This is a genomic window from Pseudohaliea sp. (assembly GCF_054552115.1).
The window spans coordinates 1-20,136 of the sequence record NZ_JBTOLW010000022.1; the positions used below are offsets into that span (position 1 = coordinate 1).

The window sequence follows — 20,136 nt, forward strand, 5'->3', positions numbered from 1 at the left end:
GGGGGGGGCCACCCTCAGGAAGCCGCCCCTACCGCCTCTGCCTTGAAGGCACGTGAGGCGTCAGGGGCGAGTGGGGGAGTCTTCTCTCACAAAGCGTGTATCGGGGAGCGACTGGGGGCACTCTCCAGCAGCCGTCCCGGTGATAGGCAAAGAAAGAAAAAGCCCCCGCGGGACCACCCGGCGGGGGCTTTTTCCTTTCCTTGCCGGCCAGCCGGCCGGCGACCCGCTAGAGCTCTTCTGCGCAGCCCGCGGTGGGGTCGTTCGGATCCTGCAGCTCCGAGCAGGTCGTCTGGCAGGCAAAGGTCGTGATCGGTGCCGGGTTGCTGGCATCCGGGTCCGTGGCGCTCATCGTGATGCGGCCCCCGCCTGCGGCGCCGGTGCCGTTGACCCGCAGCCGCGTCGTGAAGGCGCCGCGCGCGGTGTTCAGGTCGGGCACGGTTATGTCCAGTTCGTCGGTATCCTCGGGGAACACGATCCTGCAGTCGCCGTCTGCGCGGAAATTCAGCGTCGTGCCCGCGCCGGGGGCGTTGTTGTAGCGGTCGGCGATGTAGATCTCGTAGGTTGAACCCTCCTGCAGGGTATCGGTGGCACGGCGCGGGTCGTCCGGCGTTCGCGCGGCCAGCGCCTGCAGGTTCTGGGCGGCCGCCGTCAGCACGAGCACGGTGGACGTGCGCACATTCACGAGGTCGCGGCTGCAGAAGATGCCATCGCCCTCCGGCGGGCAGAGGCTGCCGTTGTAGACGCCCTCTCCGGTGTTCGGGTCCACATTCAGGCTGTAGACGCCGTCCTGGTTGAAGTCCACGAACTCTTCCTCGGCGCCGGCCAGCTCGCAGTTCTCTACCGTACTGGGCGGGCCGCACTGCGGGCCTTCAACCGGTGTGTAGACGCCGTCCTCGTTCTTGTCGATGAAGGCTTCGGGCAGGTTCTCGAAATCCTCGCCCTCGTCGTAGAGGCCGTTGCCGTTCGCATCGACGAAACTCTCTTCGCCAACGGCAGTGACGAGGATGGCGGACCGCAGGCCACGGATGGCGCCGAGGTCGTCCGGGCAGGGCCCGAAGGAACCGGTGTGCGACGAGCAGAGGTAGGTGCCATCGTCGTCCGTCGTCTGTACGCGATCCCGGTTGAAGATAGGGAAGCGCGGCGCCTGGCTGGTCCAGAGCACGCTGCAGGTGCCGCGCAGCGGCGCTTCCGCACCGATGACTGACTGGTAGCGGGCGCCGTTGCTGACCCCGGTCAGGCAGGAGGAGTCGATGGTGCCGTACTCGGTGGTGAACACCGCGCTGGTGCCGTCGGCGACCGGGTTGTTGAACTTGTCTGCCATGCGGATCGTCAGCGTGACGTTGACGCCGTCGATGTCGCGCGCCCGCGGGGCATGGAAGAACTCGGAGGAGAGACTGATGGAGTTCTGGTCGGGCAGGCCCGTGCTGATGACAATCTGGTTAGACGTGGCCTCCTGTGGACGCGTGTTGCCGTCGGCGCCCGTGGACTCGAAGCTGGCGATGACCAGGGTCGAGGTCGCCACGTTGCCCGCGCGCACCTCGACGTCCACGAGGCCATTGGCATCGGTCACGCCGGTGCTGTTGAGCAGGGTGGTACCGCCGAGCGCGTTGGTCAGCGAAAACTCGACGTTGATGCCGGCAAGCGGCACCCGGTCCGGGTTGTCGAGGTAGCCGGCCTCGCCGGGCCCCGGTTCGCCCTCAGCGAGAATAACCGGCGCCTCCAGGACCTCGAACGTCAGCGTGGCGACTTCGGGACGCCCCGGTCCACCGGTGCCGCGCAGGGCGATGATCGTGCGGCCGGCGCCTTCTTCGCCTTCGGTGGGATCGGCGCTGTAGAAGCCGATGAAGTTGGCGGAGCGGCCGGCGATGGTCAGGCTGCCCGTGGCCGTCGCGTCGCTGCCGACCAGTTCCGCGGTCAGTTCGTCGCCACCTTCACAGCTGCCGGCGAGGTATTCCGCGTTGGCGAGGCCATCCACGGTCTCGACGACGAGCGTGGCCGTGCCCTCGCCGGTGTCGCCGAGGGGGCGGAAGAAGGCCTGGCCACTCAGGGAGCAGGCGCTGGTGAGGCGGATCTGCTCGGTGGCAGCCGCGGTCTGCCCGGCCTCGTCGACCACGGCGAGGCGCAGGGCGGCGGAACCGCCGAAGGCGAGGTCGTTGGCGCTCAGGCCGATCTGCCCGTTGACGAAGGTGTTGCCGTCAAAAAAGCCGAGGTTGAGGCCGGCGAAGTCCGTCTGCACGCCGACGCTGCGGGTGACGGTGCCACCGGGGCTTTCGACGGTGACGGTCACCGTGTCGGCGCCGACCGCCGTGCCCGCCTCGAGCTGGAAGGTCGCGACGCCGTCGGCGTTGGTCAGGGCCTGGCCGTTTTCCGGCGTAATCACCGTGAACTCGGCCGAGGCTGCGACAACGGCACCGCTCACCGGGTCGCCCCCGGGCGTGTCCTCGAGCACGGTGGCACGGAGTGTTGCGGGCCGCGTGGTCGTGATCGAGGACGTGGGGTTGCCATTGGCGTCAACCACTTCCAGCTGCAGCGTGTAGCCGGTGGTATCGCCGTCGGGGTCACTGGGGAGAAACCCGCCGCCGCCGCCACCACCACCGCCGCAGGCGGTCAGCAGGACCAGCATGGAGCCCAATGCCGCGAGGCGGCGACCGAGAATGGCGACCCAGTGACTCATCATCTTCCCCTATCCCTGTACCGGTGGCCCGCGCGCGGTCTTATCACTGTGCGTAACTTTATCCCGCGCCGCTGAGTTGTGCTACTTCGCATCCCACCATAGCACGCTTTCGGTGATGAAAGTTCATAAATAACAGAATGATAGGAAAATTTTGTAACTTTTTACACAAAGTCGTGCGGCGGCGTTTCGGCGCCCCGGTTCAGAGCAGGCCGGCGACGCTGGCGAGCTTGACGAGGCCCAGCCCCGTTGCCACTGCCACGACGATCACGCCGAGGAGATTGCCGAGCGGCCCGTTACGGTACGGGCCGAGCAGGTCCTTCCGGTTCATGAGGTAAAGCAGCGCCACGGCCACAAAGGGCAGGAGCAGTCCGTTGGCCGCCTGGGCAAAGAGGATCGCGACGAGCGGACGCGTGCCGAGGGCAGCGAAGAGGGTGCCGCTGGCCAGTATCGCAAGGCACACGGCCCGGAAGGGCGTATCGCGCAGTCCGCCGCGCCAGCCGAGGGCACCGCAGACAGCGTAAGCCGCTGCCAGCGGCGCGGTGAGCGCGCTGGTGAGGCCGCCCGCGAAGAGGCCGGCGGCGAACACCGGGCCCGCGGCGGCCCCGAGCACGGGTTCCAGCTGCGCCGCCATGGCGAAGGCGTCGAAGGCCTCCCCGCTACCGAAAAAGGCGACCGCCGCGGTGCTCAGGATCGCTAGGGTGATGAGGCCGCCGAGGCCGATGGAGAGGATGCTGTCGCGCCGCGCGGCGGGCAGCGCCTCGTCGAGGGGAATGGCGGCCGGCCACTTTTCGCGCGCGGCGTTGGCGTGCAGGAAGAGGTTGTAAGGCACCACGGTGGTGCCGATGAGTGCGATCACCGTCAGCGCCGAGCCCTCGGGAAGCCCGGGATTGGTCAGCGCTTCGATGATGGTTTCCGGCCCCGGCGCTGCGACCACGGCGCAGGCGAGGAATACAGCGCTCATGAGCAGGACGAGCCCGATGAGGACCCGCTCCAGCAGTCGATAGTGACCGCTGCCCAGCAGCAGCGCCGCAGCGAGACCGATGGCGATGGCCCAGGGGCCGGTGCCGCTCCCGGTGACGCCGGCGACGGCGACCGCCGCGCCGGTGATGTTGCCGGCCTCGTAGGCGGCATTGCCCAGGCCGATGGCGGCGACCACCAGAATGACCGCGAGGCGGCCGAGGACTGGGCTGGAAAAGGCGGACCGCATGGTCTCGGCAAGGCCCCTGCGGGTGGCCAGGGCCTGCCGGGCCGCCATCTCCTGCAGGATGACGGTGGCGAAAACGGAAAACAGGAGGGCCCACACCAGGGCGTAGCCGAAGCTGGCGCCGGCGTTGCTCGCTGTCGTGATGGTGCCGGGGCCGATGAAGGCCGCCGTGACCAGGAGACCCGGCCCGAAACCGCCGGCGCGTTTCTCTCTCTGGGGCATGCTCTGGGTCATGCTCTGAGCCATGCTCCGGACCATGGGGAGCCTCCCTCCTGCCGCGCGCCGGCGGCGCGAAAGCCGCGATGGTAGCACTGTGTTGCTGCGCTCGCTCTCGGCGGGCTGCTACCATAGCCGCGATGAACGAGCAGCCGCCCGCGCCCTCCCTGACCGTTTCCGTCGTGTTGTACCACAGCCCGCTGCCGCGGCTCGCCGCGACGCTGCGCAGCCTCCTCGCGGCGATCGGGGAGGCGCGCCGCCTCGGCACGCTCGGGGAGGTGACGCTGTGGGTCGTGGACAATTCCGTGGACGCTGCCTATGAAACGGCCGCGCGAGAGGCGGCCGACGCGCTCGTCGATGAGACGCGGGACCTCGACTATCGCTTCCTCGCGCTGGAAGAGAACCGGGGGTTCGGGGCCGGCCACAACCGGGTGCTTCTCGATACCGACAGTGATTATCACCTGGTATTGAACCCCGATGTGGAACTGGCGCGGGATGCGCTGGCCCGGGGGTTGTCGCTGCTGGCGCGGGAGCCGGGCATCGCGGCGTTGAACCCTTACGCCGAAGGCGCTGACGGACGGCGCGAGTATCTCTGCAAGCGGCACCCGTCACCCGGCGTCCTGCTGCTGCGCGGCTTTGCTCCGCCCTGGCTTCGCCGCCGGGCGGCGAGGCGCCTGGCCCACTACGAGGCCCGGGATCTCTGCGACAGCCTCGCGGTGGCAGAGGTGCCGCTTCTCTCCGGTTGCTTCCTGCTGCTGCGGGGCCGGCCGGCGCGCCTTTCCCGCGGTTTCGATACCGGTTACTTCATGTACTTCGAGGACTTCGACCTCTCCAGGCGCCTGCGGCCGCAGGGCCGGCTGGTCTATGCCCCACAGGTGCGGATCGTGCACCACGGTGGCTACGCCGCCAACAAGGGCTGGCGCCATGTGCGCTGGTTCCTGCGCTCGGCGCTGCGCTTCTTCCGCCAGCATGGTCTGCGCTGAGCAGCCGCGCCGGAACCCCGCCCGATCCTGCTACTATCCGTCCATGACCACTGTCGACCGCAGCAGCGACCTCGAGCGCCTCGCCCGCCTGCAGGCCATGGGCCTTGTCCTTTACAGCTCGCGGCGGGACCTTCCCGGCGCCGCCCCGTCACGCCGCGTGCTCTCGCCGGCCGCGTTTGCCGCCGCACCGTCGCCGGCGGTCACCCCGGACGCCCCGGGTGCCCCCGCCGGGGCGGTGCCCGGGGCGACGCCCGCGAGGGCACCGTCGCCTGCGGACTCGCCGGGCGTCCTGGCCCGCTCGCTGGCTGCACCGACGGCCCGGCCGGCGCCGCGGGCTGGCGCTTCCGCGCCGACGGCAGCGGCCAAGACCGATGCCCTTCGCTTCCGCCTCTCCGCTGTGCTTGCGGGTGGCGCGCTCTGGCTCGAGGAACTGGACGATGCCCCCCTTGCCCGGGAGCAGGTGGCCCTGGTCCATGCCATGGCCCGGGCCTGCGGCTGGGCCGTGGAGGCGCCCCGGGTACGGGAGTTCGCCTGGCCCATGCACCGCAACCCGCAGCTGGACCAGGGCGCAGCGGCCGCCGCCGTGGCGCTGCAGGCCTTCCTGGCCCGGCTTGCCGGTGAAGCGGGCCTCGATCGCATCCTGCTGCTTGGCGCCGGCGCCCGGCAGCGGGCTGGCGAGCTGGCTCTGCCGGTACCCGCCGTGCCGCTCCCGTCCACGCGGGAGATGCTCGCCGGCGCCGCCGCCAAGCGCGAGGCCTGGGCTGTGCTGCGGGGGCTCGCGCGGCGGTGACCGCGGCACTGCGGCCGGCGGTGGCCGGGGACCTGCCGGCCATCGTCGCCATCGACCAGGGCGAAGACGGTGTCGGCCTCCGGCCCATGCTCTATGCCGAGTTGCTGTCGCGCGCCACCGCGGGCACCGCCCTGTTGCTGGTGGCCGAGGAGCTGGAAGGCATTGCCGGCTTCAGCGCCTGTTCACAGGTCCTCGACGAGGCCACGCTGCTCGCGCTGGTGGTCGCTTCGTCCCGGCGCGGTCGCGGCGTGGGGGCCGCGCTCCTTGCCGCTACCCTGAAGGCCCTGGCGGGCAGGGGCGCCAGGCGCTGCCTGCTGGAGGTGCGTGCGTCCAACGCAGGGGCTCTCGCGCTTTACGAAGAGGCCGGCTTCCGCGAGGATGGCCGTCGGAGTGGCTACTACCCCGGGACCGGCGACCTGGACCGGGAGGATGCCGTGCTCATGTCCCGCGAGCTGGAGTGAACGGTGCACGTACTCGAAACGGATGGCTGGAGCCTGCTGCTGCCCCCGGAGTGGTGGGCGGAGCGGGAGGATGAGACAGTACTGATCGGCGACCGCGACGGCGTCGGCTGCATCGAGATCAGCGAACTGCGCCCGGAGGCCGGGCCGGTGGACGACGCCTCCCTGGCGGCGCTGGCTGCCGCCATCGGCGGTGACGGACGCTGGAAGCCGGTCATGGTCGCCGATATCCCGGGGCTCTATGCCGAGGGGCTCGACGAGGGGTCTGCGCTGCGCGAATGGTGTATCGGCCGGGGGCGTATCGTGCTCTACGTCACCTACAGCTGCGAGCTCGCCAACCGGGGTATGGACGACGCGGCGGTGGATGAGATCCTCGCCACGCTCGCCCTGGATCCCGAGCTCAGCTGATCGTACCGGTCACCCGTACGCGCTTGCTGCCCTGCACCGGCGCGGCGCGCCCGGCCGCGGCACGGCGCTCGATGCCGCTGTCGATGCGATTCTTCAGGGCGATGAGCAGCCCGGTGAAGATGAATGCCCCCGGCGGCAGGATCGCGAGCAGGAAGGGCTGGTAGCCTTCCACGAGCACCACTTTCCAGTTTGCGGCAGCGGGCCCGAAGAGCAGGTCCATGTCCGCAAACAGCGCCCCGGTACCGAAGATTTCACGCAGGGCACCGAGCAGCACCAGCACCACCCCGAAGCCCAGGCCCATCATGGCTCCATCGAAGATCGACCGCCCGAGGGGATTTTTACTGGCGTAGCCGTCGGCGCGCCCGAGGATCACACAGTTCGTGGTGATCAGCGGCAGGAAGATGCCGAGGATCTGGTAGAGCTCATAGGCGTAGGCCTGCATGAGCAGCTCCGTACAGGTCACCGCCGACGCGATGATCATGACAAAGGCTGGCAGGCGCACGGCATCGGACACGACGTTGCGGATCAGCGACACCGCCGTGTTCGAACAGACCAGGACGAATAGCGTCGCGGCCGCGAGGCCGAGGGCGTTGACCACGCTGCCCGTGACCGCCAGCAGTGGGCAGAGGCCGAGCAGCTGAACCAGCGCGGGGTTGTTCTTCCAGAGGCCGTTCAGGGACAGGTCCCGATAGACGTGCTCGCTCATGGGCCTTTCTCCGTGCCTTGCATGGGTTCCGCGGCGGCCGACGTTACGCCTGCGGCAAACAGTTCCGCCTCATGGGCCTCGACATATTCCAGGGCGCGGCGCGTTGCTGCAACCACCGCTCGCGGCGTGATCGTGGCGCCGGTGAACTGGTCAAAAACGCCCTTGTCCTTGCGCACCTTCCAGAGCGCCGGGGCGGGGTCGTCGAGGGAGCGGCCGGCGAAGCCGTCGATCCAGTCGGACTTGCGCCGGTCGACCTTGTCGCCGAGGCCGGGGGTTTCGCGGTGCTCGAGTACGCGCACACCGGCAACGGTGCCGCCCCGGTTCACGCCCACCACCAGGTCGATGGCGCCGCTGTAGCCATCCGGGGCCCGTGCCGGAACGAGCACGGTTTCCACCCGGCCGTCGCGGCGCGCGCGATAGATGGGCCGCGGCTCGGCGAGCTTGAGCTTGTCGTCGCCCACCGGTGCCGGCAGCGTATCGTCCAGGAGAGCATTGTCGTGCGCGTCCCGGGGGACGATTTCCAGCAGGGCGCGCTCCTCGGCGGCGCGCTGCTGGTCCGCGATGCGCTCCCGGGTCTTGAGGTGGGTCCCGGCGAGAAGCACGGCCGTAGCGACAGCAAAGGCAGCGAGCACCAGGCTGTTGCGCGTGATCGATTGGCCGAGCATCTTCACGGGCGGCCCCCGCGGGCGTGGCCGTAGCTGCGCGGCTGTGTGTAGTAGTCGATGAAGGGGGCAGCAAAATTCATGATGAGTACGGCGAAGGCCACCGCATCCGGGTAATTGCCGCGGCTGCGGATGAGGTAGATGAGCACGCCGATGAGGGCCCCGTACACGAGCCGCCCCCGTGTCGAGACCGCCGATGATACCGGGTCGGTGACAATGAAGAAGGCGCCGAACATCGTGGCGCCGGAGAGCAGGTGGAAGAGGGGGGAGCCGCCGCTTTGCGGGCCGCCGCCGTCGTAGAACAGGGCGGCCATGGCGGCCAGGGCAACGAGCATGGCCACCGGCGCGTGCCAGGTGAAGATGCCGCGGTAGAGCATCCACAGGCCACCGGCGAGGAAGCCGAGGCTCACCCATTGCCAGCCCACGCCGCCCCAGGCGCCCAGCTGGGGTGTGGCCGCGTACAACGTCGCCAGGGGTTGCTCGCTGTTCTGGCGCAGCAGGTCCAGGGGCGTTGCCATGGTTGCGCCATCGAAGCTCGCCGGGCTGAAACAGGCCTCCAGGGCGTCGAGGAGGCCGGGCAGCTCCGGTGCCAGTCCCCGCGGTGCCGCCCAGCTGGTCATCTGCACCGGGAAGGAGATCAGCAGGACTACGTAACCGACCATGGCCGGGTTGAAGGGGTTGTAGCCGAGGCCTCCGTAGAGCTGTTTGGCCAGGAGGATGGAGGCCGCGGCGCCCACGGCGAGCAGCCACCAGGGCGAGTAGGGCGGCAGGGCGATGGCGAGCAGGGTGGCCGTGACCACCGCGCTGTGGTCGTCGAGGGTGCGCAGCACCGGGCGGCCGCGCAGCCTGAGGGCCGCGGCTTCGAAGGCGATGGCGAACAGGCTGGTGACCGCGATGTTGATGAGCACACCGGGGCCGAAAAACCACACCAGCGCCGCGACCCCGGGCAGCGTCGCGAGGAGAACCGTCTGCATGACCCGGGTGGTCGACAGCGGCCCGTGGGCGTGCGGGGAGGTGATGCGAAGCAGGCTCATTCAGGCTTCCTCGGAGGCCCCTTCGCGGGCCTCCCGGAGTGCCGCCTCGGCCTTCGCCAGCTTGTCCTCGGTCTTCTCGACGGCGCGTTGCAAGGCCTCCGCCACCGACGCGTCGCCGCCGTTGCAGGCCTCGAGCTTTTCCCGCGCCGCCGCGAGGCGTTTCGCGATTGCATCGACGTTTGCGCTGAGTTTGTCGATGCGCTCGGCGGGGTCGTCCTCCCTGCGGGCGGCCAGAGCCGCCTTGCGCGCCCTGGCCCGTTCGATCGCCGCCTGGATCGGGTCCTCGCTGGCGGCAGCCCGCGCGCCTTCCGCAGCGCCTGTGCCCGCGTCTTCAGCCGCTGCGGCCTCTGCTTTCGCCCTGGCCCTGGCTTCGGCGGCCCTCTTGCGCTCGGCGCGTTTTGCCTCGCGCTCCGCGGCCAGGCGCTCCATGCGCGCCTGCCGTGCCTCGAAGCGCTCGCGCGCATGCTCCGCCTTCTCGGCCTCGCGGCGCCGGTCGATGATCTCGGCCTTCGACGCCCGGTAGTACTGCACCAGCGGGATGTGGCTGGGGCAGACATAGGAGCAGGCGCCGCATTCGATGCAGTCGAAGAGGTTGTGGCCCTCCAGCTTGTCGTACTCCTTGCCCCGGGCGAACCAGTACAGCTGCTGTGGCAGCAGCGTCGCCGGGCAGGCCTCCGCGCAGAGGCCGCAGCGGATGCAGGCCTGTGCCGGTGGTGGTGTGGGCAGCTCGGCTTCGGTGGGCACCAGCAGGCAGTTAGTCGTCTTGATCACCGGGCAGGCGGGATCCGGAATGCTGAAGCCCATCATCGGGCCGCCCATGACGAGACGCCGCGCGCGCTCCGTGTCCACACCGGCACGCTCCAGCAGCCAGCCCATGGGCGTGCCGAGGAGTACCTCGTAGTTGCCCGGATGCGCCACGGCCTCACCGGTCACTGTCGTCACCCGGGAGACGAGCGGGCGTCCGAGGGCGACAGCCTCGTGCACGGCTACAGCGGTGCCCACGTTCTGACAGACGACGCCGATGTCGGCGGGGATGCCGCCGCTGGGCACCTGCCTGCCAAGCAGGATTTCGATGAGCTGCTTCTCGCCGCCGGAGGGGTACTTGGTGGGGAAGACCACCACTTCCATGGCGGGATCGGCGGCGGCCCGAACGGCGGCGATCGCCTCCGGCTTGTTGTCCTCGATACCGATGAGGATTTCCCGCGGTCCCAGCAGCTCGGCGAGGATGCGCGTGCCGGCAACGATGTCGCTCGCGCGCTCGCGCATGAGCATGTCATCGGCCGTGATGTAGGGTTCGCACTCGGTGCCGTTGATGATGAGCGTCTCGATGGCCTTGCCGGGTCCCGGCGAGAGTTTCACGGCGGTGGGGAAGCCGGCGCCGCCCATGCCGGCGATGCCTGCGGCCTGGATGCGCTCGCGCAGCTTTGTCGGGTCACCGCGCTCGGCGTCGGGAAGCGGCGCGAGGGTTACCCAGCTGTCGGCGCCATCGCTATCGATGACGATGCACGGGGCACTCAGCCCGGAGGGGTGGGGGACCGGCCGGTCCTCGATCGCGCTTACGGTGCCGGAGGTCGGTGCGTGCACCGGGACGCTGACGAAGCCATCGGCTTCCGCGAGCAGTTCACCGCCGCGTACGGCCTGGCCGACGCGGACCACCGGCTGTGCCGGAGCGCCGATGTGCTGCCCGAGCGGCAACACGAGTTGCGGCGGGATCCCCGCCGGCTGAATGCGCGCCGTGAGTGACAACGCCTTGTTCTCCGGCGGGTGGATGCCGCCGTGGAAATCGTGCACCCGCCTCACGCCGCCCGGTCCTGGAGCCGGTCCGTGGCGATCACTTCGACCCGGCCGGCGGCCGGGTCCGGCAGCGGCCAGTGCCAGGTCCTGAGCGTCTCGGCCTGCGGGATCATGTCGATGCAGTCCACGGGGCAGGGCTCCACGCAGAGATCACAGCCCGTGCACTCACTGGTGATGACCGTATGCATCTGCTTGGCCGCCCCGAGAATCGCGTCCACCGGGCAGGCCTGGATGCACTTGGTGCAGCCGATGCACTCGTCCTCGCGGATATGGGCAACGGATTTCACCGGCGCTTCCTCGCCGTGCTCCGCGTCCAGCGGCTTGGGTTCCACGTCGAGAAGGTCTGCGAGCGCCTGGATGCCGGCCTCGCCCCCGGGCGGGCAGCGGTTGATTTCCGCCTCGCCGGCGGCGATGGCCTCGGCGTAGGGGCGGCAACCCGGGTAGCCACACTGCCCGCACTGGGTCTGCGGGAGAATGGCGTTGATCTCGTCGACGATGGGGTTGCCCTCGGTGCGGAAGCGCTCGGCCGCATAGCCGAGCACGGCCCCGAAGACGGCGCCGAGAGCCACGAGCGCGAGGATCGCCGCGGCGAGGGGATAGTCGGCGAGCCAGGCGGCCATTACACCAGCCCCGCGAAGCCCATGAAGGCGAGGGACATGAGCCCGGCGGTGATCATGCCGATGGCGGGGCCGGCAAAAGGTTGCGGCACGTCGGCCACGGCGAGGCGCTCACGCATGGCGGCGAACAGCACCAGCACCAGGGAGAAGCCCACGGCGGCGCCGAAGCCGTAGAGCAGCGACTGCAGGAAGTCGTGCTCCTTGTTGATGTTGAGCAGCGCCACGCCCAGCACCGCACAGTTGGTGGTAATGAGGGGAAGGTAGACGCCGAGGACCCGGTGCAGCAGGGGGCTGGACTTGCGCACGACCATCTCGGTGAACTGCACCACCACGGCAATCACCAGGATGAACGAGATGGTACGCAGGTAAGCGAGGCCCAGCGGCGCGAGGATGAAGTTGTACACGAGGTAGCTGCTGGCGGCGGCGAGCGTGAGGACGAAGGTGGTCGCGAGGGACATGCCCATGGCAGTCTCGAGCTTGTTGGAGACGCCCATGAAGGGGCACAGGCCCAGGAACTGGACCAGTACGAAGTTGTTGACCAGGATGGCCCCGATCAGGAGCACCGAGTATTCCGCGAGCATGCTGTCCCCGTCCGGTTCCGCCGCGCCGCGTGCGTCGAGGCCGGGGCGACTTCCTGTGCGGACCCCGTCCGCAACGGCTTTTGCGCACGGTACCGCGGGCAATGGTAAGGAAGCCTCCCCGGCGACACAACGACCATTCCGCGCTAAGTATATAACGCTGCGTTGCGGCGAAAACTGATCTGGCGCAAGGTCGCGGCGCTTAAAAACCGCGCCGGAAGCAGGGACTTAGGTGACCCGCTGTCCGGGCGTTGCGCCACTGTCGACGGAGAGCAGGAAGATCTCCCCGCCGCCGGGCCCGGCCGCGAGCACCATGCCCTCGGAAACGCCGAAGCGCATTTTCCGCGGCGCCAGGTTGGCCACCAGGACGGCCAGGCGTCCCTCGAGGGTGGCCGGGTCGTAGGCCGCGCGGATCCCGGAGAGGACCTCTCGCTCGCCGAGATCGCCGACGTCCAGGGTCAGGCGCAACAGCTTGTCGGCACCCTCCACCGGTTCGGCGCGGCGTATGCGCGCCACACGCAGGTCGACGCGCATAAAGTCGTCGAAGGCGATGGTGTCGGCGTCCTCGTCTGCCTTTCCTTTCTTTCCTTCCTTAGCCGGTTTCTCTCCCGCTTTTGCTTTCCCGCCGCTGCCGGCGGCTGCCGGCTCGCCCTGCTTGGCGCTGCCTGCCGCCGGTTCTGCTTCGCGGCCACTCTCGAGGAGCGCGTCGACGGCCGCGGGGTCCACCCGGGTCATCAGCGGCGTGAAGGCGCGCAGCTGGTGCCCGAGCAGCGGCTGGTCGAGTGAAGGCCAGTCCAGGGAGGCATTGAGGAAGTTCTCGGCGCGGGCGGCCATGGCCGGGAGCACCGGCTTCAGGTACACCATGATCACCCGGAACAGGTTGATGCCCACGGAGCAGATGGCCTGTACCTCGGCAGCGTTCGACGGGTCCCGGGCCAGCACCCAGGGCTTGTGGTGGTCGATGTACTGGTTGGCCCGGTCGGCGAGGGCCACGACTTCGCGCATCGCCTTGCCGAACTCGCGCTCTTCATAGCGGCCCGCGATGCCCTCGCCGGCGGCAATGAAGTCGTCGAGGAGAGCGGGCTCCGCACAATCGGTGGCCAGCCAGTTGTCGTGGCCCTTCCTCAGGAAGCCGGCGCAGCGGCTGGCGATGTTCACGACCTTGCCGACCAGGTCGGCGTTCACGCGTTGTACGAAGTCCTCGAAGTTGAGATCGATGTCGTCAACACCGCCGCCGAGCTTCGCCGCGAAGTAGTAGCGCAGGTACTCGGCGTCGAGGTGGTCCAGGTAGCGGCGGGCGTTGATGAAGGTGCCGCGGCTCTTGGACATCTTGGTGCCGTTCACCGTGAGGAAGCCGTGGGCGAACACGCCGGTGGGGGTGCGCAGGCCGGAGGCGTGGAGCATCGCCGGCCAGAACAGGCCGTGGAAATTGATGATGTCCTTGCCGATAAAGTGGTATAGCTCCGTGTCGTGGCCGGGCCGCCAGAAGCGGTCGAAGTCCAGGTCTTCCCGGTTGCAGTAGTCCTGGAAGCTGCCCATGTAGCCGATGGGGGCATCGAGCCAGACATAGAAGTACTTGTCGCTCTCCCCGGGAATGCGGAAGCCGAAGTAGGGCGCGTCGCGGCTGATATCCCAGGCCTGCAGGCCCGCGTCGGTCCATTCGCGCAGCTTGTTGGCGATGGCCGGCTGCAGGGTGCCGGAGCCGATCCACTCCCGGAGCATGTCGGCGAGCTTGTCCAGGGACAGGAAGAAATGCTGCGACTGCCTTTCGACGGGCGTCGCCCCGGAGAGGGCGGAGACCGGGTCGATAAGTTCCGCCGGGGTGTAGGTGGCACCGCAGGCCTCGCAGTTGTCGCCGTACTGGTCCGGGGCGTGGCAGCGCGGGCAGGTACCCTTGATGAAGCGGTCCGCGAGAAAAAGGCCCTTCTCCGGATCGAAGGCCTGGGTGATCTCGCGCTCGACGATGTGGCCGCCGTCCCGCAGCCTGCCATAGATATACTCGCACCAGTGGCGGTTCTCGTCCGAGTGCGTCGTGTAGTAGTTGTCGAAGCTGATCAGGAAGTCTTCGGCGTCGCGGCTGTGCTCCTCGTGGATACGGGCGATCTGTTCTTCCGGCGTGATGCCCTGCCGTTCGGCGCTGAGCATGATGGCCGTACCGTGGGCATCGTCGGCGCAGACGTAGTGGCACTCGTGGCCCCGGGAGCGCTGGAAGCGCACCCAGATGTCCGTCTGCACCTGTTCCAGGAGGTGGCCGAGGTGCAGCGGCCCGTTGGCGTAGGGCAGGGCGCTGGTCACCAGGATACTGCGCTTCTGGGCACTCATGGACGGGGTCCAGCTGGAAAAAAGGGGCGTTACTATAGCGGTTTTATGGGGGCTTTTCACGCCGTCGGAGCTGGCGCTTCCCATGCCGGCGCTGCATTGTGCGTGCATCGGCGAGTCCCTATACTGCGCCTTCCGCAACCCCACTCCAAGCACGCGAGTCCTGCCATGCAGTCCATTCGCCACCTCATCGCCGTTGCCTCGGGCAAGGGCGGCGTCGGCAAATCCACCGTGACCGTGAATCTCGCCCTGGCCCTGGCCGCGGACGGGGCCAGGGTGGGCCTGCTCGACGCCGACATCTACGGTCCGAGCCAGCCGACCATGCTCGGCCTTCCCGCGGGTACCCGCCCGGACACGGAAGACGGCCAGTGGCTTCTGCCGGTTCCGGCGCAGGGCCTTGCGACGATGTCCATGGGCTACCTGGCGAACGAGCGCACCCCCATGGTCTGGCGCGGTCCCATGGCCGGCGGGGCCCTGGCGCAGATGCTCGAGCAGACACGCTGGGGTGAACTCGATTACCTCCTTATCGACATGCCCCCGGGCACCGGCGACATCCAGCTCACGCTGGCACAGAAGGCGAAGCTGGCCGGCGCGGTGATCGTCACCACGCCGCAGGACATCGCTCTCCTCGATGCGCGCAAGGGTATCGAGATGTTTCGCAAGGTCGACGTGCCGGTGCTCGGCATCATCGAGAATATGGCCCTGCACCGCTGCAGCCAGTGCGGCCACGTGGAGCATGTCTTCGGCGAGGGTGGGGGCAAGCGGGTCGCGGCCGAGTACGGCGTGCGCCTGCTGGGCAGCCTGCCGCTGGCTGCCTCCGTGCGCGAGGAGACCGATGCCGGCCGCCCGACGGTTGCATCGGACCCCGGCTCCGTCGCCGGCGACGCCTTCATCGCCGCCGCCCGCGCGCTGCGCGCCGTGGTGGAGGCGGACGCTGGCGGCGATGACGGGGCGGCCGCCCCCAGCATCAGCATCACGGACGATTGACCCGCCGCCCCGGGGCGGGGGCCGCGCAGCAGGGAGACGCAGGCATGAGCATCAAGGCGGACAGGTGGATTCGGCGCATGGCCGAGGAACACGGCATGATCGAACCTTTCGAGGCCGGGCAGGTGCGCGAGCGGGAGGGCCGCAAGCTCATTTCCTTCGGCACCTCGAGCTATGGCTATGACGTGCGCTGCTCCGACGAGTTCAAGGTGTTCACCAACATCAACTCGGCCACCGTGGATCCCAAGCACTTCGACGAGAGCAGCTTCGTCAGCGTACGCGGCGACGAGTGCGTGATCCCGCCGAACTCCTTCGCCCTGGCGAGCACGGTGGAGTACTTCCGTATCCCCCGCAACGTGCTCACGATCTGCCTTGGCAAGTCGACCTACGCGCGCTGCGGCATCATCATCAACGTCACCCCCCTCGAACCGGAGTGGGAAGGGCACGTTACCCTGGAGTTCTCCAACACCACCACGCTGCCCGCGAAGATCTATGCCAACGAGGGTGTGGCGCAGATGCTGTTCTTCGAGTCCGACGAGGTCTGCGAGGTCAGCTACAGGGACCGCGGCGGCAAGTACCAGGGTCAGCGCGGAGTCACCCTGCCCCGGGCCTGAGTCAGCCCAGCAGCATTGCCTCCTCGGCCCCCGACGGCGGCAGCAGCGCACCGTCGAGTTCCGCCCGGTCACCGGCCAGGCGCACCCGCCCGCTGAGGCAGGCCTGCACCGCCAGCGGATAGATGCGATGCTCTTCCACCAGCACCCGCGCCGCGAGCGTGGCGGGGCTGTCGCCGGCCTCGATGGGCACGGTTGCCTGCAGGATCGCCGGCCCCGCGTCCAGCGCCTCGATCACGAAATGCACCGTCGCCCCCGCCTCCCGGTCGCCGGCGGCGAGCGCGCGTGCGTGCGTGTCCAGCCCCGGGTAAAGCGGCAGCAGGGACGGGTGGATGTTTACCAGGCGCCCGCGCCAGGGCGTGATGAAAGTCGGTGTGAGAATGCGCATGAAGCCGGCGAGGACGACGAGATCCGGTTCGAAAGGGAGCAGGGCTTCGTGCAGGGCGGCATCGAAGGTGGCGCGGTCCGGGTAGGCACGGTGGTCCACGGCCAGCGTGGCCAGCCCGCGCGCTGCGGCCCGGGTCAGTACCCCGGCGTCCCGCCGATTGCTGGCGACGACGCAAAGGCTGCCGTCGATGCGGCCGTCCTCACAGGCCCGGGCCAGGGCCTCGGCATTGCTGCCGACGCCGGAGGCGAGGACCGCGACCCGTCCGCTCAAGGCGCCAGGGTGATGCCGTGGTCACCGGCCTCGACGGTGCCGAGGGTCCAGGCGGGGAGCGCGTGCTCCGTGAGGCAGGCCAGGGCCTCGTCCGCCGCCCCGGCGGGTACGCAGGCGACCATGCCGACGCCGCAGTTGAAGGTGCGGAACATTTCGTCGCGATCGATGTTGCCGGCTTCGGCCAGCCAGTGGAACACGGCGGGCCACTCCCAGCTACCGGTGTCGATAAGCGCATGGCAGCCTTCCGGCAGGACCCGCGGCAGGTTTTCCGTGAGGCCGCCGCCGGTGATGTGCGCGAGAGCATGGACCGGGGCGCGCCGGCACAGGTCGAGCATGGCGGCTACGTAGATGGTGGTGGGCGCGAGGAGCGCCTCGCCGAGGGAGGTGCCGCCGAGGTCGAGGTCGGTGCTCGCGCCGCTGACGTCGAGCACCTTGCGGATCAGCGAGTAGCCGTTCGAATGCGGGCCGCTGCTGCCGACGGCAATGAGGACGTCCCCCGGGCTGACGGCGCTGCCGTCAATGATCGACGCTTTCTCGACGACGCCGACGCAGAAGCCGGCGAGGTCGTAATCGGCGCCCGCGTACATGCCTGGCATTTCCGCGGTTTCACCCCCGACGAGGGCGCAGCCGGCTAGCTCGCAGCCGCGGCCGATGCCGCGTACGACGGCCTCGGCGATGTCCACGTCGAGCCGGCCGGTCGCGTAGTAGTCGAGAAAGAACAGGGGCTCGGCGCCGGCGACCACGAGATCGTTGACGCACATGGCGACGAGATCGATGCCGATGGTGTCGTGGCGCCCGAGATCCATGGCCAGGCGCAGCTTGGTGCCGACGCCGTCGGTGCCCGAGACGAGCACCGGCTGCCAGTAGCCGGCGGGCAGCTCACAGAGCGCGCCGAAGCCCCCGAGGTTGCCCAGCACCTCGGGCCGGCGCGTGCGCGCGGCGACGTCCCGGATACGCCCGACGAGACGGTTGCCGGCGTCGATGTCGACCCCCGCGTCACGGTAGCTGAGCTTCGGTTTGTCGCTGTCACCCATGGGCAGGCCCCCTTGCAGGCGCGCTAGTGTAGGGCAGGGCCTGCGCGGGCGCCAGCCAGTCGGTCATGGAATCGGGCCGCTTTCTTTAGCATGCCGGCTTCGCTTCCTGCTTCCGGTGCTACGGGCGTTGCTCCTTGCTGGTAAACTGCGCCGATGCGCTCACTGCTGGCCATCATCGTTCTCTGCGTCGCCGCCGCCCTCGCGCCGGGGCTGCGCGCGGCTGTCATCGATGATCTCTACCGGGCGGAGGTGGCGGTGGACGACCGCGGCCGGCGGGCGCTCGCAGCCGCGGCGCGGGACGGCCTCGCGCAGGTCGTGGTCAAGGTGAGCGGGAGCGAGGAAGCGCTGGCGCTGGCGCCGGTGCAGGCCGCCCTGGCCGACGCCCGGCGCTACCTGCAGCAGTACAGCTACCGGGAGGCGGACGACGGCACCCTCACCGCCGATCTGCAGTACGACCAGGCGGTGCTCCGCGGCGTGCTCCTGGAGGCGGGAGCGCCCCTGTGGACGGCCAACCGGCCGCCGGTGCTCGTCTGGCTCGTGGCCGAGGGGAGCGCCGGCCGCGACTTCGTGGGACCGGCACACCAGCCGCAGCTGGCCGGGGCGCTGGCCGGTGCTTTTGACCGTCGCGGCGTCCCCCTGCGTCAGCCGCTCCTGGACCTGCGCGATACTGCGGCGCTCGGCCCGGGGCCTGCCTGGCGCCTGGATGCGGCGACGATCGCGGCGGCCTCGGCGCGCTACGGCGTGGAAGATGTGCTCGCCGGGCGGGTGCTGCCGCTCTCCAGCGGCGAATGGCTGGGCGACTGGGTCTACCTGCACGACGGCGAGCGCCTGGAGCGCGCGGTGACCGCTGCGGACCCGGCAGCTTTTGCGGAGGCCGGCGCGGCGCTCGCGGCGTCTGCCATCGCGCGGCGTTACGCGGTCGCGTCGGCGGGCGAGATGGTTGCGGCGGGCGCCCGTGTGCTGGTGCTGGGCATCGAGAGCTTTGCCGACTACGCCGCGGTCATGGCCTGGCTCGAGGGCCTGGAACTCGTCGATCGGGTCAACCCGGAGTCCGTCGACGGCGACCAGGTCGTGCTCCGCCTCGAGGCGCGGGCGGACCTTGCCCGGCTGGCGCCGGTCATCGAACTCAACGAGCGGCTCAAGCCGGTGCCGGCGGTACCCGCCGCGGTGACGGCGGAGCGGGCCTACCAGTGGCAGCGCTAGCGCCCCGGCAGCTGTTCCTCAATCTCCGGCCGCGGGACGACGCGACGCTGGATAACTTTCTCCTGCTGCCCGGCAACAGCGCGGCGCTGGCCGCGTTGCGCGCGCCCGGCGAGGACCTCATTTTCCTGCACGGCCCCGCAGACGGCGGCAAGTCGCACCTGTTGCAGGGTGTCTGCCATGCCGCCGATGGCCCTGCGCTCTATCTGCCCGGGTCCGCCGTCGCTGGCTACCCGGCGGAGGAGATGCTCGCGGGTATCGAGGAACTGGCCGTCGTCTGCATCGATGAACTCGATGCGCTCGCGGGTCGGGAGGACTGGGAGCAGGCGCTTTTCCATCTGTACAACCGGGTCCGGGAGCGCCGCTGCCGCCTTTGCGTGGCCGCCGCCCGGCCGCCGGGGGCGCTGCCGCTCGGTTTGCCGGACCTGCGCTCCCGCCTGGCGGCCGGTCTCGTTTTTGCGCTGCCGGCGCCGGACGATGCCGCGCGCCGCGCCATCCTGTCGTTCCGGGCAGAGCGGCGCGCCCTGCGCCTGTCGCCGGAGCTTGCCGCTTATATCCTCGCCCGCTCGCCGCGGGGGCTCGGTGACCTCCTCGCCGTGCTCGAGCGCCTCGACGAGGCTTCCCTGGCGGCGCGCCGGCCCCTGACGCAGCCGTTCGTGCGCCAGGTGATGGGCTGGTAGCTCAGCCGGCCGCCTGGGTTTCCAGCGGCAGGGCGGTGGTGTTCTTGATTTCCGTGACGGCCATGTGTGAGTGCATTTCGCGCACCGACGGACTCGCTGCGAGCGTATCGCGGACGAAGCGCTCATAGTGGCGGATGTCCCGGGTCACGATCTTCAGCATGTAATCCCAGATCCCCGTCATGGTGTAGCACTCGACGACCTCCGGGTGGCGCACGATGTCCTGCTCGAAGGCGATCAGGTTCTGGCGCCCCGTGGAGGTCAGGTTGATGGTGGCGAACACCACGACATCCATGCCGAGGGCCGTGCGGTCCAGGATGGCCACCCGCCCGCGGATGACGCCTTCCTGCTCGAGCTTGTTGATGCGCCGCCAGCACGGGGACTGGGACAGGTTCACGCGTTCCGCGACCTCGCCGGTGCTGAGGGTGGCGTCGGCCTGGAGCAGGGACAGGATCTGGAGATCCGTCCTGGCCAGTGGCTGGGTCATATCATCTCTCTCTTTGGCGTTTATGGAATAGATTATGCACTT

The 20,136-nt window shown here is 69.4% G+C and carries 19 protein-coding genes and 1 pseudogene; 8 read left to right on the forward strand and 12 right to left on the reverse strand.

Annotation, left to right across the window (positions count from 1 at the left end; genetic code table 11):
• Positions 1-226: 226 nt before the first annotated feature.
• On the reverse strand, positions 227-2,677 hold the full coding sequence (locus tag ACX93N_RS11185; protein WP_459428503.1) for an Ig-like domain-containing protein: 2,451 nt from the start codon (positions 2,675-2,677) through the stop codon (positions 227-229).
• A gap of 196 nt (positions 2,678-2,873) precedes the next feature.
• On the reverse strand, positions 2,874-4,136 hold the full coding sequence (locus tag ACX93N_RS11190; RefSeq protein ID WP_459428504.1) for an Nramp family divalent metal transporter: 1,263 nt from the start codon (positions 4,134-4,136) through the stop codon (positions 2,874-2,876).
• 98 nt (positions 4,137-4,234) lie between these two features.
• Here ACX93N_RS11190 and ACX93N_RS11195 point away from each other — a divergent pair, with 98 nt between their 5' ends.
• The 4 genes from ACX93N_RS11195 to ACX93N_RS11210 are packed head-to-tail and all read left to right on the forward strand — an operon-like array spanning position 4,235 to position 6,733.
• Positions 4,235-5,077: a glycosyltransferase gene (locus ACX93N_RS11195; protein ID WP_459428505.1), complete on the forward strand. Its 843-nt coding sequence runs from the start codon at positions 4,235-4,237 to the stop codon at positions 5,075-5,077.
• A gap of 43 nt (positions 5,078-5,120) precedes the next feature.
• A complete protein-coding gene (locus tag ACX93N_RS11200; RefSeq protein WP_459428506.1) occupies positions 5,121-5,867 on the forward strand; it encodes a hypothetical protein in 747 nt (248 codons plus the stop codon).
• Positions 5,864-6,328: a GNAT family N-acetyltransferase gene (locus ACX93N_RS11205; protein ID WP_459428507.1), complete on the forward strand. Its 465-nt coding sequence runs from the start codon at positions 5,864-5,866 to the stop codon at positions 6,326-6,328. The genes ACX93N_RS11200 and ACX93N_RS11205 overlap by 4 nt, the downstream gene beginning before the upstream one ends.
• 3 nt (positions 6,329-6,331) lie before the next feature.
• The gene (locus ACX93N_RS11210; protein WP_459428508.1) at positions 6,332-6,733 is read left to right on the forward strand and encodes a hypothetical protein; all 402 of its coding nucleotides are present in this window, start codon (positions 6,332-6,334) and stop codon (positions 6,731-6,733) included.
• Here ACX93N_RS11210 and ACX93N_RS11215 read toward each other — a convergent pair.
• The 7 genes from ACX93N_RS11215 to metG form a co-directional block, all read right to left on the reverse strand.
• On the reverse strand, positions 6,726-7,439 hold the full coding sequence (locus ACX93N_RS11215; protein WP_459428509.1) for an electron transport complex subunit E: 714 nt from the start codon (positions 7,437-7,439) through the stop codon (positions 6,726-6,728). The two genes, ACX93N_RS11210 and ACX93N_RS11215, sit on opposite strands and share 8 nt — an antisense overlap.
• The gene (rsxG, locus tag ACX93N_RS11220; protein ID WP_459428563.1) at positions 7,436-8,104 is read right to left on the reverse strand and encodes an electron transport complex subunit RsxG; all 669 of its coding nucleotides are present in this window, start codon (positions 8,102-8,104) and stop codon (positions 7,436-7,438) included. Before rsxG ends, ACX93N_RS11215 begins: the two co-directional genes overlap by 4 nt.
• A 2-nt stretch (positions 8,105-8,106) precedes the next feature.
• A complete protein-coding gene (rsxD, locus tag ACX93N_RS11225) occupies positions 8,107-9,135 on the reverse strand; it encodes an electron transport complex subunit RsxD (protein ID WP_459428510.1) in 1,029 nt (342 codons plus the stop codon).
• Entirely contained in the window at positions 9,136-10,935 is a 1,800-nt protein-coding gene (gene rsxC / locus ACX93N_RS11230) for an electron transport complex subunit RsxC (RefSeq protein WP_459428511.1), read from the reverse strand. It lies immediately after the preceding gene.
• On the reverse strand, positions 10,932-11,549 hold the full coding sequence (rsxB, locus tag ACX93N_RS11235) for an electron transport complex subunit RsxB (protein ID WP_459428512.1): 618 nt from the start codon (positions 11,547-11,549) through the stop codon (positions 10,932-10,934). Before rsxB ends, rsxC begins: the two co-directional genes overlap by 4 nt.
• On the reverse strand, positions 11,549-12,127 hold the full coding sequence (gene rsxA, locus ACX93N_RS11240; protein WP_459428513.1) for an electron transport complex subunit RsxA: 579 nt from the start codon (positions 12,125-12,127) through the stop codon (positions 11,549-11,551). Before rsxA ends, rsxB begins: the two co-directional genes overlap by 1 nt.
• Positions 12,128-12,352: 225 nt before the next feature.
• Complete coding sequence (gene metG / locus ACX93N_RS11245; RefSeq protein ID WP_459428514.1) at positions 12,353-14,446, reverse strand: methionine--tRNA ligase; 2,094 nt, start codon at positions 14,444-14,446, stop codon at positions 12,353-12,355.
• Positions 14,447-14,632: 186 nt separating this feature from the next.
• On the opposite strand from metG, the pseudogene apbC reads away from it, so the two are divergent.
• Positions 14,633-15,430 (forward strand): annotated as a pseudogene (gene apbC, locus ACX93N_RS11250) (iron-sulfur cluster carrier protein ApbC); the annotation flags it as partial.
• Positions 15,431-15,474: 44 nt separating this feature from the next.
• The gene (dcd, locus tag ACX93N_RS11255; protein WP_459428515.1) at positions 15,475-16,041 is read left to right on the forward strand and encodes a dCTP deaminase; all 567 of its coding nucleotides are present in this window, start codon (positions 15,475-15,477) and stop codon (positions 16,039-16,041) included.
• Position 16,042: 1 nt separating this feature from the next.
• On the opposite strand, the gene purN is transcribed toward dcd, so the two are convergent.
• Positions 16,043-16,696, reverse strand: coding sequence for a phosphoribosylglycinamide formyltransferase (purN, locus tag ACX93N_RS11260; protein WP_459428516.1), 654 nt, complete (start codon positions 16,694-16,696; stop codon positions 16,043-16,045).
• The gene (purM, locus tag ACX93N_RS11265) at positions 16,693-17,730 is read right to left on the reverse strand and encodes a phosphoribosylformylglycinamidine cyclo-ligase (RefSeq protein ID WP_459428517.1); all 1,038 of its coding nucleotides are present in this window, start codon (positions 17,728-17,730) and stop codon (positions 16,693-16,695) included. The genes purN and purM overlap by 4 nt, the downstream gene beginning before the upstream one ends.
• 153 nt (positions 17,731-17,883) lie before the next feature.
• Between purM and ACX93N_RS11270 the strand changes: the two genes are divergently transcribed.
• On the forward strand, positions 17,884-18,933 hold the full coding sequence (locus tag ACX93N_RS11270; protein ID WP_459428518.1) for a DUF2066 domain-containing protein: 1,050 nt from the start codon (positions 17,884-17,886) through the stop codon (positions 18,931-18,933).
• Positions 18,921-19,610, forward strand: a complete 690-nt coding sequence (hda, locus tag ACX93N_RS11275; RefSeq protein ID WP_459428519.1) for a DnaA regulatory inactivator Hda — start codon at positions 18,921-18,923, stop codon at positions 19,608-19,610. The genes ACX93N_RS11270 and hda overlap by 13 nt, the downstream gene beginning before the upstream one ends.
• Position 19,611: 1 nt before the next feature.
• Here the strand turns inward: hda and ACX93N_RS11280 are convergent, their stop codons facing one another.
• Positions 19,612-20,094 (reverse strand): Lrp/AsnC family transcriptional regulator, encoded by a 483-nt coding sequence (locus ACX93N_RS11280; protein ID WP_459428520.1) that lies wholly within the window; start codon positions 20,092-20,094, stop codon positions 19,612-19,614.
• Positions 20,095-20,136: the final 42 nt, after the last annotated feature.